Here is a 14798-nt window from a genome sequence, read left to right on the forward strand (position 1 = left end):
CAGGTACCTAGAGGGTTGAGGAACTTACGTGGCAGAGGCGGAGCGCAGCATCGGTACGCCGGAGGTTGACGACGAGGCCGCGGCCGCCGCCGAGCGGCCCAGAGGGAAGCGCAGGATCGCCGCCCTCTTCGCCGTCGCCGTGGTGGCTTATCTGCTGGACCTCTCCAGCAAGATGCTCGTGGTGGCCAAGCTGGAGCACCACGAGCCGATCGAGGTGATCGGCGATCTGCTGAAGTTCGAGGCGATCAGGAACCCGGGCGCCGCCTTCGGTATCGGCGAGGCGTTCACGGTGATCTTCACGTGTATCGCGGCGGCGGTGATCGTGGTGATCGCGCGGCTGGCCCGCAAGCTCTACAGCCTGCCCTGGGCGATCGCGCTGGGGCTGCTGCTCGGTGGCGCGCTGGGCAATCTCACCGACCGGATCTTCCGTGCGCCGGGTGTCTTCCAGGGCGCCGTGGTCGACTTCATCGCGCCCGCGCACTTCGCGGTCTTCAATCTCGCCGACTCCGCGATCGTCTGCGGGGGCATCCTCATCGTGCTGCTGTCGTTCCGTGGCCTCGACCCCGACGGGACCGTCCACAAGGACTGAGGGTCCCCGGGCGCGCGGTCCGGTGCCTTGTGACGACAAGGCATACTCGACAGGTGAGCTTTCCCGAGATCAGAACGCTGCCCGTGCCCGATGGCCTGGAGGGCGAGCGCGTCGACGCCGCCATCGCCCGTATGTTCGGGTTCTCCCGTACGAAGGCGGCCGAGCTGGCCGCCTCCGGGAAGGTGCAGGTCGACGGCTCCGTCGTCGGGAAGTCCGAGCGGGTGAACGGCGGGGCCTGGCTGGAGGTCGAGATGCCGGGGGCCGCCGTCCCCGTGCAGATCGTGGCCGAGCCCGTCGAGGGCATGGAGATCGTGCACGACGACGACGACATCGTGGTGATCGTCAAGCCGGTCGGTGTCGCCGCGCACCCCAGCCCCGGCTGGAGCGGTACGACCGTCATCGGCGGTCTGGCCGCCGCCGGCTACCGCATCTCCACCTCGGGGGCGGCCGAGCGGCAGGGCATCGTGCACCGGCTGGACGTCGGCACCTCCGGGCTGATGGTGGTGGCCAAGTCGGAGCGCGCGTACACCCTGCTCAAGGCGCAGTTCAAGGAGCGGGTCGTCGACAAGCGCTACCACGCGCTGGTGCAGGGCCACCCCGACCCGATGAGCGGCACCATCGACGCTCCCATCGGCCGCCACCCGAACCACGACTACAAGTGGGCGGTCACCGCCGAGGGCAAACCGTCGGTGACGCACTACGACCTGATCGAGGCGTTCCGGTCGGCCTCGCTGCTGGACATCAAGCTGGAGACGGGCCGTACGCACCAGATCCGGGTGCACATGTCCGCCCACCGCCATCCGTGCGTGGGCGATCTGACCTATGGCGCCGATCCGACACTGGCCAAGCGGCTGGGGCTGACCCGGCAGTGGCTGCACGCCGTACGGCTCGGCTTCGAGCACCCGTCGGACGGGCGGTGGGTGGAGTACTCCAGCGGCTACCCCGACGATCTCCAGGGCGCGCTGGACAAGGTCAGGGCGGAGAGCAACGGATGACCCCGGGTGGCGACGGCTCCGGCTTCCACCTGCGGATCGCGACCGGACCGGCGGACATCGAGGCGTGCTTCGCGGTCCGCAAGGAGGTCTTCGTCGTCGAGCAGCGGGTCGCCGAGGACATCGAGTACGACGGCCGTGATGAGCGGGCGCTCCACCTTCTCGCCCTGCGCGAGGACGGGACGCCGCTGGGCACCGCGCGGCTGCTGTACGGGCCCGAGGCCGCCGACCGCACCGGCGGGGACCCGTCCGTCGGTTCGCTGGGACGGCTGGCGGTCGTCGCGACGGCCCGGGGTCTCGGTATCGGCGTCGCGCTGGTGCGGGCCGTCGAGGAGGCGGCCCGCGAGCGCGGGCTCACGGTGGTGGACCTGCACGCGCAGTCGCACGCGCTGGGCTTCTACGAGCGGCTGGGATACGCGGCGTACGGCCCCGAGTTCCAGGACGCGGGCATCGCGCACCGGTCGATGCGCCGGACGCTCTAGGTTCTGTCCCCGTCCTGTCCGGTCGATGTTCGCCGGTCCGCGAAGACCGACCGGACAGGCTCTGGCGGACGCGGTCGCCTCCGTAGCGTCTTTCGGCCACCCCCTGGGGAGTTTCGGACAGCGTGCGTGACAGGGTGGAGGCCCTGACCACCGATGTCTGCCGTCAGGCTTTCGATCACTGGAGGGCCCACCGTGGACCAGTTGGCGCTGCTGCTCGTGCTGTTGCTGGGCGCGGTGGTCACGGTGCCGCTCGGGCAGCGGCTGGGGCTGCCCTCGCCGGTGCTGATGACTCTGGTGGGGATCGTCCTGGCCCTGCTGCCGTTCGTGCCGAATGTGCACGTGCCGCCGGAGTTTATTCTTCCGCTTCTCTTGCCGCCGCTGCTGTACGCCGCCGTGCAACGCACCTCCTGGCGGCAGTTCGCGGCGAATGTGCGCCCCATCCTGCTGCTCGCGGTCGCGCTGGTCTTCGTGACGACGGCGGCCGTCGCGGTGGTGGCCAACTCCATCGTGCCCGGACTGCCGCTCGCCGCCGCGGTCGCGCTCGGGGCGCTCGTCGCGCCGCCCGACCCGGTGGCCGCGACCGCCGTCGCGGGCTCCCTCGGACTGCCCCGGCGGCTGGTCTCGATCCTTGAGGGCGAGGGGCTGTTCAACGATGTCACCGCGATCGTCCTCTACCACGTGGCGATCGCCGCGGTCGTCAGCGGAACGTTCTCCTGGCCGGGCGCGGCCGGCTCGCTCGTACTCTCGGCGGTGGTCGCCGTGGCGGTGGGGCTCGTGCTCGGCTGGATCTCCAACAAGCTGATGTCGGTGCTCGGCGACGCGACCTTGCAGATCGGGCTCTCGCTGCTGGTGCCGTTCGCCGGCTATGTGCTGGCCGAAGAGCTGCACGGCTCGGGTGTGCTCGCCGTCCTGACCACCGCGCTCTTCCTGGCCACGCACACGGCGGACGCCGACGACGTGATGGGGCGGCTGGCCGGCAACTCCTTCTGGCAGGTCGTCGACACCCTGGTGACCGGGGTCGCCTTCGGGCTGATCGGGCTGGAGCTCCACAACGCCTTCGGCGCGGCCGGGGGCCACGCGTACGAGATGCTCGGCTGGGGCGCGGCGGTCATCGGGGTCGTCGTGTTCGTACGGCTGCTGTGGCTGCTGCCCGCGACCTGGCTGGCCAAGCGGATGCACAAACTCCGCGACTACGACGAGGAGATCCCGACCAGCTGGCGCGAGACCGTGATCATGTGGTGGGCCGGAATGCGCGGGGTGGCCTCGGTCGCCCTGGCGCTGGCGATCCCGCTGAAGACCGACAGCGGCGAGCCGTTCCCCGGCCGCGAGGAGATCATCTTCATCGCGTTCGCGGTCATCATGGCGACGCTGGTCTGCCAGGGCCTGACCCTGCCCTGGCTGGTGCGCAAGCTCGGCGTACGGGCGGACGCGAACGCGGAACGCGAGCTGGAACACGCGCTCGCGATCCGCGCCGCCAAGGCGGCCAAGCACCGGCTCAGGGAGATCGAGGACGTCGAGGACCTGCCGGAGGAGGTCAGCGAACGGCTCCAGCGGGGCGCCGGTGACATCGGTGTGCGGATCAGCCCCGATCTGATCGATGACGAGCGGCGTGAGTGGTTCACCAAGCGGGCGGAGCGCGTGAAGACCGTCCAGCGCATTCAGCGCGAGATGATGTCGGCCGCCCGTCACGAGGTGCTGTCGGCCCGCAACGAGCCGGGCTCGGACCCTGAGGTCGTGGACCGTGTCCTGCGCCATCTGGATGTGCGCAGCATGCGCTGAGCCGGTGCCGCTGAGCCGACGCCGGTTCGGCGGCGCCGCCGAACCGGGGCACAGTGTTAGGCGCGGCCCGTGCGGGGACGGTCGGTGTCTTCGTTCTCCCCGCGGTCCTCGTTCTCCTCGCGGTCCCGCCGCTCGCCGGTATCGCGCTCGTCGCGCTCGTCGCGCTCGGTCCGCTCCGCGGGCAGCGGGCTCCGGCCACGCGGGAGAAGTCCGTGGGCGAGATCCGTCGAGATCCTGGGCAGCGCGTACGGATGGTTCTCCACCAGCCAGCCGATCATCTCCTCGCGTACCGCGCAGCGCACCGTCCAGATGTCGTCCGCGTCCTTGGCCGTGACCACCGCGCGCACCTCCATCGTGGTCGTGGCGGTGTCGGTGACCGCCAGGTTCCAGGCCCTGCCGTCCCAGGCCGGGCAGGCCAGCAGGATCTCGTGCAGCTTCTCGCGCATCGGCCCCATCGGCGCCGAGTGATCCAGCTGGAAGAAGACGGTGCCGGTCATCTGGACCCCGCCGCGCGACCAGTTCTCGAAGGGCTTGCTGGTGAAGTACGACACCGGCATCGTGATGCGCCGCTCGTCCCAGGTCCGCACGGCGAGGAACGTGAGCGTGACCTCCTCGACCACGCCCCACTCGCCGTCCACCACCACCGTGTCGCCGATCCGCACCATGTCCCCGAAGGCGATCTGGAAGCCCGCGAAGAGATTGCCGAGCGTGGACTGCGCGGCCACACCGGCGACGATGCCGATGATGCCCGCGGAGGCCAGGATCGAGGTGCCGACCGCCCGCATGTCGGGGAAGGTGAGCAGGATCGCCGCCACCGCGACGACCACGACGACGGCCGTGACGATCCGCATGATCAGCGTCACTTGGGTACGGACCCGGCGCAGACGGGCCGCGTCCCGGGTCGAGGCCGCGTACCGGGCGTACGTGGATTCCACGGCCGCCGAGACGACCCCGACCACCAGCCAGGCGCCGGCGCCGATGAGCACCAGCGAGAGCGCCCGGCCGATCCCGTCGTGGTGGCTCTCGATGACCCGCCACCGGGTCTCCCGGAACGTACCGCGCAGCAGTGCCGTGAGCACGACCACCTGGAGCGGCAGCCGGCAGCGTCGCAGCAGCCCCCACAGCGGGGTCTCGGAGTGCCGGGCGTCCGCGCGGCGCAGCACCAGATCGACGATCCAGCCGAGCGCGAGCGTCAGCAGCACCGAGCCGCCGAGCACGAGAAGTGGGCGCAGTACGTTCTCCATGGCTCCCTCGTCGGGTTCCGATACGGGCTGGCAGGATGTCCTGATGGACATCATGCTCTTCCATTCCGTCCACGGTCTGCGCCCTGCCGTGCACGCCGCCGCCGACCGGCTGCGTGCCGCCGGACACCAGGTGCGCGTGCCCGACCTCTTCGAGGGCCAAACCGCGACCTCCGTGGAGGAGGGCAGGGCCCTGAAGGACAAGATCGGCAAGGACGAACTGCTGCGCCGCGCGGTGCTGGCCGCCGCGCCGTATTCGGATCGCGGTCTGGTGTACGCGGGTTTCTCGCTCGGTGGCTCGATCGCGCAGACGCTGGCGCTCGGCGACACCAAGGCGCGCGGGCTGCTGCTGATGCACGGTACGTCCGACATCGCGGAGAACGCGTCCGTGGACGAGCTGCCCGTACAACTGCATGTCGCGGACCCGGACCCGTTCGAGCCGCACGACTGGCTGACCGCCTGGTATCTGAGGATGCGGCAGGCCGGGGCCGATGTGGAGATCTACCGTTACCCGGGGGCAGGGCATCTCTACACCGACCCCGATCTGCCGGACTACGACGAGTCGGCCGCCGAGGCGACCTGGCGGACCGGCCTCGCCTTCATCGACTCGCTCTGAGACTCGCGCGCCGGGCCGGGGAGTTCCATGGCCCGGCGCGCTCCGAGTTCCGAGCGCTCGGAAGCCCGCGCGCTCCGAGGCTCGCGCGCTCCGAGGCTCGCGCGCCGGTCAGCGGACGGGCTGATCGGCCCGTTCCACCCGCTGTGAGCCCGACGCCGTGCGGTACGAGCGGGCCCAGGCGGTGGTGGCGGCGGGGTCGGTCCGGTCGGAGATCGTGTAGTAGTCCATCTGCGTCCGCTCGTTCGTGACATCGAGCACGCCATAGCCGTGGTGGTCCATGTCCACCCACTTCACATGGCGGTTGGCGGCCCTGACCGCGGCGGACGCGACCACCGAGAGCGTCCCGGCCGGCACATGCAGCAGGTCGTCCAGATTGTCGGAGGTGACCGAGGTGACCACGAACTCCGTGGCGGCGGAGCGGGAGAGCGGATAGGTGGCCGCCGTGACCGGCACATCGTTGGCCCACGCCATATGGATGTCACCGGTCAGGAAGACCGTGTTCTGGATCCCGCGCCCGGTCAGATGCGCGAGCAGTTCCTTGCGGTCGTGCGTATAGCCGTCCCACTGGTCGACATTGACGGCGAGACCTTCCTTGGGCAGGCCGAGCAACTCGGCTATCGGGCCCAGCAGATGGGCGGGCAGTGAGCCGAAGGCGACCGGCGAGATCATCACCGATGTGCCGACCAGCCGCCAGGCGGCGTCCGATTCCGCCAGACCCGCCTTCAGCCAGTCGAGCTGGGCGCGGCCGGTGATCGTACGCTCGGGATCGTCCACCGCGCCGTCGCCGATCGTCGTCTGCTGGGAGCGGAACGACCGCAGATCCAGCAGATGGAGGTCGGCGAACGCGCCGAAACGCAGCCTGCGGTAGACGGTGCCCTCGGTGGAGGCGCGGACGGGCATCCACTCGAAGTACGCCTGCCTGGCGGCCGCCGCCCGGTCGGCCCAGGCGCCCTCCGTGCCGGGCGTGTGGTTCTCCGCGCCGCCCGACCAGGCGTCATTGGCGAACTCGTGGTCGTCCCAGATGGCGATCACGGGGTGGGCGGCATGCACCGCCCGCAGGTCGGCATCGGATTTGTAGCGGCCGTGCCGTGCGCGGTAGTCGGCGAGGCTGATGATCTCGTGCGTCGGTTCGTGCTGCCGTACGACACCGTCCGTCCCCGGGAAGCCGCCGGTCGCGTACTCGTAGAGGTAGTCGCCGAGATGGAGGACGGCGTCGAGGTCGGCGCGGGCGGCCAGATGCCGGTACGCGGAGAAGTAACCGGCCTCCCAGTTGGCACAGGAGACCACGCCGAAGCGCACACCGGGAGTGGCGGCGTCGGGCGCGGACGTCGTACGCGTACGGCCGACGGGGGAGACGGTGCCGCCCGCGGTGAACCGGAAGTAATGAACGGCCGCCTGGCGCAGACCCCTTACATCGACCTTGACCGTATGGTCCGACGCGGCGCGCGCGGTGGTGCTGCCCCGGGCGACGACGGATGTGAACTGCTTGTCCTCGGCGACCTCCCAGAGCACCTCGGTGTCCGCTCCCTTGCCCGAGCCGGGTACGGCGTCGGGCGCGGGGGTGACGCGGGTCCACAGCAGGACACCGTCGGGGAGTGGATCGCCGGAGGCGACACCGTGGAGGAAGGCGGGCGCCTCGGCGGCGGAGGCGGTGGCGGTGCCGCCGAGAACGGCCGGGGTGGCGAGAGCGGCGGCAGTGGCGGTGGCGGCAGCGGCCTTGACGACCGTGCGGCGACGCGGCGAAGGAGCCGGGAGACTGGTCACGGGCGATGAGATTACTGACCGGTACGGCGACGGGGCAGGCGAATCGGGAATATTCGCCTGCCCGTCGAACACCGGCTGCCCGGCGGTCACGGTCCGGAGGGCTCACGCCTCCGGGCCGAAGTCCCCGCCCACGGACCGGGGGCCCCTGCGCCGACCGGGGCGGACCGGGGGCTCGCACGCGGACCGGGGGCCTCCCGCCTCCGACCTCAGCCCTTGAGGGCCTTGGTGACCGCCGCGTTGAACTCCGCCACCGTCAGGGGCGGGTTCTCGGTGCCCTCGCTGGTGAGCTTCTTGCCGTCCAGCTTCAGCGTCGGGGTGCCGCCCACCCCGCTCTTGTCGAAGACTGCGGACATCTTCATCGCCCAGGCGTCGTACGTACCGTCCGTGACGTCTTTCTGGAACGCCTTGTTGTCCTTGAGCGCGCTCACCGAGTCCGCCACCTGGATCAGATAACTGTCCTTGGCGAACTTGTCGTTGGTCTCCTCGGGGTGGAACTCCGCCGAGTAGAGAGCGGTCTTGTACTGGAGGAACGCCTCGGGGCTCACATTGAGCGCCGCGCCCAGTGCCGACAGGGCGTTCTTCGAGCCGGTGCCGTTGTCGGAGTTGTCGATAAAGGTCGCGCCGACGTACTTGATCTTGAACTTGCCGGAGTCGACACCGTTCTGCACGGTCTCGCCGACCGTCTGCTCGAAGGTCGCGCAGACCGGGCAGCGGGAGTCCTCGTACAGCTCCAGCGTGTTCTTGGCGTCGGCCTTGCCGATGACGACGGTCGTACCGTTCGCGCCCTCGGTGTTCTTCGGGGCCACGACGGACGTCTCGTCCTTCATCGCCTCCCAGTGCGAGGGCTTGTTGGCCTGGACGACGGCGAAGCCCACGCCGCCGGCTATCGCGAGGACCACGACGGCCGAGCCGAGGACGACGAGCTGCCGGCGGACCTTGTCCTTCCTCGCCTGCCGCTCGCGCTCCTCGCGCAGTCGCTCGCGGGCTGCCGCCTTGTTGGCCTTGTTGTTGCGTGCGCTCATGATGATTCACTCCGTGTGATGACGTGACTACTGCTGGGGACGGGCGCGGGGCTCAGACAGCGCTGAGCGCGAGGCGCGGCGGCCCCCGCCGTCCTACGGAGTGCACGAGAAGGCGGGTACGGGACGGCCGCGGGCGGACCGCCGGGCGCGGTCCGCGCCGTACGGTCCCGCGGACCGTGCCCGCCGCCGCGACGGCGATCAGCAGCGGGCGGAAGGCGCGGGCGCCCGCGGCCCGGACCAGCCGGGACAGCGCGGACTCGCCGTGCCGCAGCCAGCACGCGGCGAGCAGCCCGATCGAGACATGGGCGGCCAGCAGCAGCCAGGGCAGAGCCGGGTCGGGAGAGCTCAGCAGCGTGGCCGCGGCGCCCTCGGGGGAGACCACACCGGGCAGCGGCGTACCGAAGACGCCCCCGCACAGGACGTCGAAGCCGACCGAGCGCAGCGACCCCGCGACGGGGCCGCCGGCCGGGCCGTAACAGGCGTGCTGACCGCTGGTGAAGACGGTGTCCGCGGCCAGTTCGAGCGGGACCAGCAGGGCCGCGATCCGCCAGAAGCCCCGCTCGCGGCCCGCCGCCGCGTAGGCGACCAGGAACACCACGACGCTGAGCACGGCGACGACGGTCAGGGGCAGCGGGGCCCGGGACAGCAGCACATGCGAGCCCGCGGACAGCGTCACGACCAGTGCCGTGAACAGTGCTGCCCGCGCCGCCCTGAGCCGCGTCCCCGATATGTCCATCGTCGCCGAGTGTGCCATGCGTCCCTGTAAGCGGTCCTTAAGGATCCGTCCGGGCAGCCTGGGCTCAGCCCAGCCTGCCGTTGCGGAACAGGTCGACGAAGATCTGGTGGTCGGCCCTGGCCCGGGCGCCGTACGTGTGCGCGAAGTCCACCAGCAGCGCGCCGAAGCTCTCCTCGTCGGCCGCGATCGCCGCGTCGATGGAGCGCTCCGTGGAGAACGGCACCAGCGAGTGGCCGCTCTCGTTGTCCGCCGCCGCGTGCATCGTGGCCGTCGCGCGGCCGAGGTCGGCGACGACCGCCGCGATCTCCTCGGGGTCGTCCAGATCCGACCAGTCCAGATCCACGGCGTACGGCGAGACCTCCGCCACCAGCTGTCCGGTACCCGCCAGCTCGGTCCAGCCCAGCCACGGGTCCGCGTGGGCCTGGAGCGCCCGCTGCGAGATCACGGTGCGGTGGCCCTCGTGCTGGAAGTACTCCCGTACCGCCCGGTCGGTGATGTGCCGCGAGACCGCCGGGGTCTGCGCCTGCTTCATATAGATCACGACGTCGTTCTCCAGGGCGTCGCTGTTGCCCTCCAGCAGGATGTTGTACGAGGGCAGCCCCGCGGAGCCGATGCCGATGCCGCGCCGTCCGACGACGTCCTTCACACGGTACGAGTCGGGGCGGGCGAGGCTGGACTCGGGGAGGGTCTCCAGATAGCCGTCGAAGGCCGCGAGGATCTTGTAGCGGGTGGCGGCGTCCAGTTCGATGGAGCCGCCGCCCGGCGCGAAGCGGCGCTCGTACTCCCTGATCTCGGTCATCGAGTCGAGCAGCCCGAAGCGGGTCAGCGAGCGGGCCGAGCGCAGGGCGGCCAGCAGCGGGCCCTGCGCCGTGTCCAGGGTGAACGGCGGGACCTCGTCGGTCTTGGCGCCGGTGGCCAGCGCGTGGATCCGCTCGCGGTAGGCGCCCGCGTAGATCTCCACCAGTTCGGTGATCTGCTCGTCACTGAGTGCCTTGGTGTAGCCGATCAGGGCGAGGGAGGCGGCGAAGCGCTTCAGGTCCCAGGTGAAGGGGCCGACATACGCCTCGTCGAAGTCATTGACGTTGAAGATCAGCCGGCCGTTGGCGTCCATGTACGTGCCGAAGTTCTCGGCGTGCAGATCGCCGTGGATCCACACCCGGCCGGTGCGCTCGTCGAGGAACGGGCCGGTGGCCCCGCGCGCCCCGCGCTCCCGCTCCAGGTCGTGGTAGAAGAGGCACGCCGTGCCCCGGTAGAAGGCGAACGCGGACGCCGCCATCTTCCGGAACTTCACCCGGAAAGCGGCGGGATCGGCCGCCAGGAGCTCACCGAACGCGGTGTCGAAAACGGCGAGGATCTCCTCGCCACGCTGCTCATCAGCTGTTTCAACGGGTCGCGGGACGGACATCGCGGGGTGCCTCCTGGTGCATGACAGTGGAGTGAGGGACGTGGCCGCCCCCGGTGTGGGCAACGCGTGACGCTACTCGCGAGTGCCCGCCGCTGTCAGTCCCGAGACGTAGACTTCGAGGCTGTCCCCCCAGACTGTCCGCAGCGCTGTGGGGCCCGGGGTTCAGCCCTGGAAACAACAGGTTCACTCCTGGAAACCACACCGTGTCGTCCGCTCGCTGGAGGCCCTCGCCGTGACCAAGCCGCCGTTCACGCACCTGCATGTCCACACCCAGTACTCGCTGCTGGACGGTGCCGCGCGGCTGGGGGACATGTTCAACGCCTGCAAAGAGATGGGCATGTCGCATATCGCGATGACGGACCACGGCAATCTGCATGGCGCCTACGACTTCTTCCATCAGGCGAAGAAGGCGGGGGTGACGCCGATCATCGGGATCGAGGCGTATGTGGCGCCGGAGTCGCGGCGCGTCAAACGGAAGATCCAGTGGGGCCAGCCGCACCAGAAGCGGGACGACGTGTCCGGTTCCGGTGGCTATACGCACAAGACGATCTGGGCGGCGAACCAGACCGGTCTGCACAATCTGTTCCGGCTGTCCTCGGACGCGTACGCGGAGGGCTGGCTCCAGAAGTGGCCGCGGATGGACAAGGAGACCATCGCCAAGTGGTCGGAGGGGCTGATCGCGTCGACCGGCTGTCCCTCGGGGGAGCTCCAGACCCGGCTGCGCCTGGGCCAGTTCGACGAGGCGCTGAAAGCGGCCTCCGAGTACCAGGACATCTTCGGCAAGGACCGTTATTTCCTGGAGCTGATGGACCACGGGATCGAGATCGAGCGGCGCGTGCGGGACGGGCTGCTGGAGGTCGGCAAGAAGCTGGGGATCCCGCCGCTGGTCACCAATGACTCGCATTACACGTACGCGGGCGAGGCGAGCGCGCACGACGCGCTGCTGTGCATCCAGACCGGAAAGAACCTCTCGGACCCGGACCGCTTCCGCTTCGACGGGTCCGGCTACTACCTCAAGTCCACCGATGAGATGTACGCCGTGGACTCCTCCGACGCCTGGCAGGAGGGGTGCGCGAACACCCTGCTGGTCGCCGAGCAGATCGACACGGAGGGCTGGTTCCAGGAGCGGAATCTGATGCCCAAGTTCGATGTGCCCGAGGGCTTCACCGAAGTCACCTGGTTCCGTGAGGAGACGCTGCGCGGCATGGCCCGCCGCTACCCGAACGGCATCCCGGAGGACCGGCTCAAGCAGGTCGAGTACGAGATGGGCATCATCATCGAGATGGGCTTCCCGGGGTACTTCCTCGTGGTCGCCGACTTCATCATGTGGGCCAAGAACAACGGCATCGCGGTCGGCCCCGGCCGTGGTTCCGCCGCCGGTTCGATCGTCGCGTACGCCATGGGGATCACCGACCTCGACCCGATCGAACACGGTCTGATCTTCGAACGGTTCCTCAACCCCGAGCGCATCTCCATGCCCGATGTCGACATCGACTTCGACGAGCGCCGACGCGGTGAGGTGATCCGTTATGTGACGGAGAAGTACGGCCACGACAAGGTCGCCATGATCGGTACGTACGGCAAGATCAAGGCGAAGAACGCGATCAAGGACTCCGCGCGGGTGCTCGGTTACCCGTACGCGATGGGCGACCGGCTCACGAAGGCGATGCCCGCCGATGTCCTCGGCAAGGGCATCGACCTCAATGGAATCACCGACCCCAAGCACCCCCGCTACGGCGAGGCGGGGGAGATCCGGGGGATGTACGAGAACGAGCCGGATGTGAAGAAGGTCATCGACACCGCGAAGGGTGTGGAGGGCCTGGTCCGGCAGATGGGTGTGCACGCGGCCGGTGTGATCATGTCGAGTGAGACGATCACCGATCATGTGCCGGTCTGGGTGCGGCACACCGACGGCGTCACGATCACGCAGTGGGACTATCCGAGCTGTGAGTCGCTCGGCCTGCTGAAGATGGACTTCCTCGGCCTGCGGAACCTGACCATCATGGACGACGCCGTCAAGATGGTGAAGGCCAACAAGGGCATCGACCTCGACCTGCTCGCCCTGCCGCTGGACGACCCGAAGACCTACGAGCTGCTGTGCCGCGGTGACACGCTCGGGGTCTTCCAGTTCGACGGCGGACCGATGCGCTCGCTGCTGCGGCTGATGAAGCCCGACAACTTCGAGGACATTTCCGCCGTCTCGGCCCTGTACCGGCCGGGCCCGATGGGCATGAACTCGCATACGAACTACGCGCTGCGCAAGAACGGCCAGCAGGAGATCACGCCGATCCATCCGGAGCTGGAGGAGCCTCTCAAGGAGGTCCTCGGCCTGACGCACGGTCTGATCGTGTATCAGGAGCAGGTCCAGAAGGCCGCCCAGATCATCGCCGGCTACTCGCTCGGCGAGGCCGACATCCTGCGCCGCGTGATGGGCAAGAAGAAGGCCGACGAACTGGCGAAGAACTTCGTCCTGTTCCAGGCCGGGGCCAAGAAGAACGGCTATTCGGACGAGGCGATCCAGGCCCTGTGGGACGTGCTGGTCCCGTTCGCCGGATACGCCTTCAACAAGGCGCACTCCTCCGCGTACGGCCTGGTCACGTACTGGACCGCGTATCTCAAGGCGAACCACCCCGCCGAGTACATGGCGGCGCTGCTCACCTCGGTGAAGGACGACAAGGACAAGTCGGCGGTCTATCTCAACGAGTGCCGGCGCATGGGTATCAAGGTGCTGCCGCCCAATGTGAATGAGTCGCAGTCGAACTTCGCCGCGCAGGGTGACGATGTGATCCTGTTCGGTCTGACGGCGGTCAGGAACGTAGGGCAGAACGTGGTGGACTCGATCATCCGCTGCCGTAAAGCGAAGGGGAAGTATGCGACGTTCCCCGATTTCCTCGACAAGGTCGAGGCCGTCGTCTGCAACAAGCGGACCGTCGAGTCGCTGATCAAGGCCGGTGCCTTCGACGAGATGGGCCACACCCGCAAGGGGCTGGTCGCCCATCACGAGCCGATGATCGACAACGTGGTGCAGGTCAAGCGCAAGGAGGCCGAGGGGCAGTTCGACCTCTTCGGCGGTATGGGCGAGGAGGAGACCAGCGAGCCCGGCTTCGGACTCGACGTCGAGTTCTCGGACGTCGAGTGGGACAAGTCGTATCTGCTCGCCCAGGAGCGGGAGATGCTCGGGCTGTACGTCTCCGACCACCCGCTCTTCGGTATCGAGCATGTCCTGTCCGACAAGTCCGACGCCGCGATCTCCCAACTGACCGGCGGTGAGCACGCGGACGGCGCGGTGGTCACCATCGGCGGCATCATCTCCGGCCTCCAGCGCAAGATGACCAAGCAGGGCAACGCGTGGGCGATCGCGACGGTCGAGGATCTGGCCGGCTCCATCGAGTGCATGTTCTTCCCCGCGACCTATCAGCTGGTCTCCACCCAACTGGTCGAGGACACGGTCGTCTTCGTCAAGGGCCGGCTCGACAAGCGCGAGGACATCCCCCGCCTCGTCGCCATGGAACTCCAGGTCCCTGACGTGTCGTCGGCGGGCACCGACGCTCCCGTCACCATCACGATCCCGACGGTGAAGCTCACCCCTCCGATGGTCAGCAGGCTCGGTGAGATCCTCAGCCACCACCGGGGCAACTCCGAGGTCAGGATCAAGCTCCAGGGCGCCAGGAAGACCACCGTGCTCCGGCTCGACCGGCACCGCGTCCAGCCCGATCCGGCGCTCTTCGGCGATCTGAAGGTCCTGCTCGGCCCGTCCTGTCTGGCCGGGTAGCCGCGCCACGGCGGACGCACGCGTAGGAGGGGCACCCCGGCACACGGGATGCCCCTCATACGGTTACGGACGGCGGGTGGTGGGGTCAGTTGTGGCCGAATCGCTTCTGCTTGCCCTTGTGGGGTACATCCGTCGGCGTGATCCTCGACTGCACCTGCTCTGACCGGTCCTCCATCGACGAGGACTTCGACTCTTCGGTGCCACGCTCGGCGTCGGAGCGGGCGTGTTGCGCGTGTTGCGCGTGCTGCTTGTTGCTGCGATCCCGGTTCTTGTTCTTGGCCATGGTGCTGCCTCCTGCCGGGGTTTGGATGCCAGGCCGGGTTCAGCCTCACATAAGCCGCCAATTGGCGCATTTTGGATCATTGCCGTGTGTAGTGGTCCCTTGTCAGCGGCTTGATCG

At 69.0% G+C, this 14798-nt stretch carries 12 protein-coding genes; 6 read left to right on the top strand and 6 right to left on the bottom strand.

The window, feature by feature from the left end:
* Positions 1 to 28 precede the first annotated feature (28 nt).
* From lspA to ABTZ59_RS21205, 4 genes are all read left to right on the top strand, one after another.
* On the top strand, positions 29 to 589 hold the full coding sequence (gene lspA / locus ABTZ59_RS21190) for a signal peptidase II (RefSeq protein WP_351407438.1): 561 nt from the start codon (positions 29 to 31) through the stop codon (positions 587 to 589).
* A 53-nt stretch (positions 590 to 642) separates the two neighbouring features.
* Entirely contained in the window at positions 643 to 1584 is a 942-nt protein-coding gene (locus ABTZ59_RS21195; protein WP_351407446.1) for an RluA family pseudouridine synthase, read from the top strand.
* Entirely contained in the window at positions 1581 to 2063 is a 483-nt protein-coding gene (locus ABTZ59_RS21200; RefSeq protein WP_351407455.1) for a GNAT family N-acetyltransferase, read from the top strand. The genes ABTZ59_RS21195 and ABTZ59_RS21200 overlap by 4 nt, the downstream gene beginning before the upstream one ends.
* A 192-nt stretch (positions 2064 to 2255) precedes the next feature.
* Positions 2256 to 3842 carry a Na+/H+ antiporter gene (locus ABTZ59_RS21205; protein ID WP_351407465.1) on the top strand — a complete coding sequence of 529 codons (1587 nt, stop codon included), beginning with the start codon at positions 2256 to 2258 and terminating at the stop codon, positions 3840 to 3842.
* A gap of 56 nt (positions 3843 to 3898) precedes the next feature.
* Here ABTZ59_RS21205 and ABTZ59_RS21210 read toward each other — a convergent pair whose 3' ends face one another.
* Entirely contained in the window at positions 3899 to 5086 is a 1188-nt protein-coding gene (locus ABTZ59_RS21210; RefSeq protein ID WP_351408180.1) for a mechanosensitive ion channel family protein, read from the bottom strand.
* A 43-nt stretch (positions 5087 to 5129) separates the two neighbouring features.
* Here ABTZ59_RS21210 and ABTZ59_RS21215 point away from each other — a divergent pair, with 43 nt between their 5' ends.
* Positions 5130 to 5699, top strand: coding sequence for a dienelactone hydrolase family protein (locus tag ABTZ59_RS21215; protein WP_351407474.1), 570 nt, complete (start codon positions 5130 to 5132; stop codon positions 5697 to 5699).
* Between the two features lie 108 nt (positions 5700 to 5807).
* On the opposite strand, the gene ABTZ59_RS21220 is transcribed toward ABTZ59_RS21215, so the two are convergent.
* From ABTZ59_RS21220 to ABTZ59_RS21235, 4 genes are all read right to left on the bottom strand, one after another.
* On the bottom strand, positions 5808 to 7463 hold the full coding sequence (locus tag ABTZ59_RS21220) for an alkaline phosphatase D family protein (protein WP_351407485.1): 1656 nt from the start codon (positions 7461 to 7463) through the stop codon (positions 5808 to 5810).
* 206 nt (positions 7464 to 7669) lie between these two features.
* On the bottom strand, positions 7670 to 8485 hold the full coding sequence (locus tag ABTZ59_RS21225) for a DsbA family protein (protein WP_351407503.1): 816 nt from the start codon (positions 8483 to 8485) through the stop codon (positions 7670 to 7672).
* Positions 8486 to 8537: 52 nt separating this feature from the next.
* Complete coding sequence (locus ABTZ59_RS21230) at positions 8538 to 9221, bottom strand: hypothetical protein (protein ID WP_351407508.1); 684 nt, start codon at positions 9219 to 9221, stop codon at positions 8538 to 8540.
* Between the two features lie 64 nt (positions 9222 to 9285).
* Positions 9286 to 10626 carry a DUF2252 domain-containing protein gene (locus tag ABTZ59_RS21235; RefSeq protein ID WP_351407513.1) on the bottom strand — a complete coding sequence of 447 codons (1341 nt, stop codon included), beginning with the start codon at positions 10624 to 10626 and terminating at the stop codon, positions 9286 to 9288.
* A gap of 232 nt (positions 10627 to 10858) precedes the next feature.
* Here ABTZ59_RS21235 and dnaE point away from each other — a divergent pair, with 232 nt between their 5' ends.
* Positions 10859 to 14398: a DNA polymerase III subunit alpha gene (dnaE, locus tag ABTZ59_RS21240; protein WP_351407519.1), complete on the top strand. Its 3540-nt coding sequence runs from the start codon at positions 10859 to 10861 to the stop codon at positions 14396 to 14398.
* Positions 14399 to 14483: 85 nt separating this feature from the next.
* Here the strand turns inward: dnaE and ABTZ59_RS21245 are convergent, their stop codons facing one another.
* A complete protein-coding gene (locus ABTZ59_RS21245; protein WP_351407527.1) occupies positions 14484 to 14681 on the bottom strand; it encodes a hypothetical protein in 198 nt (65 codons plus the stop codon).
* Between the last annotated feature and the right edge of the window lie 117 nt (positions 14682 to 14798).

Origin of the sequence: Streptomyces sp. NPDC094034, assembly GCF_040303865.1 — a bacterium.
GTDB lineage: Bacteria > Actinomycetota > Actinomycetes > Streptomycetales > Streptomycetaceae > Streptomyces.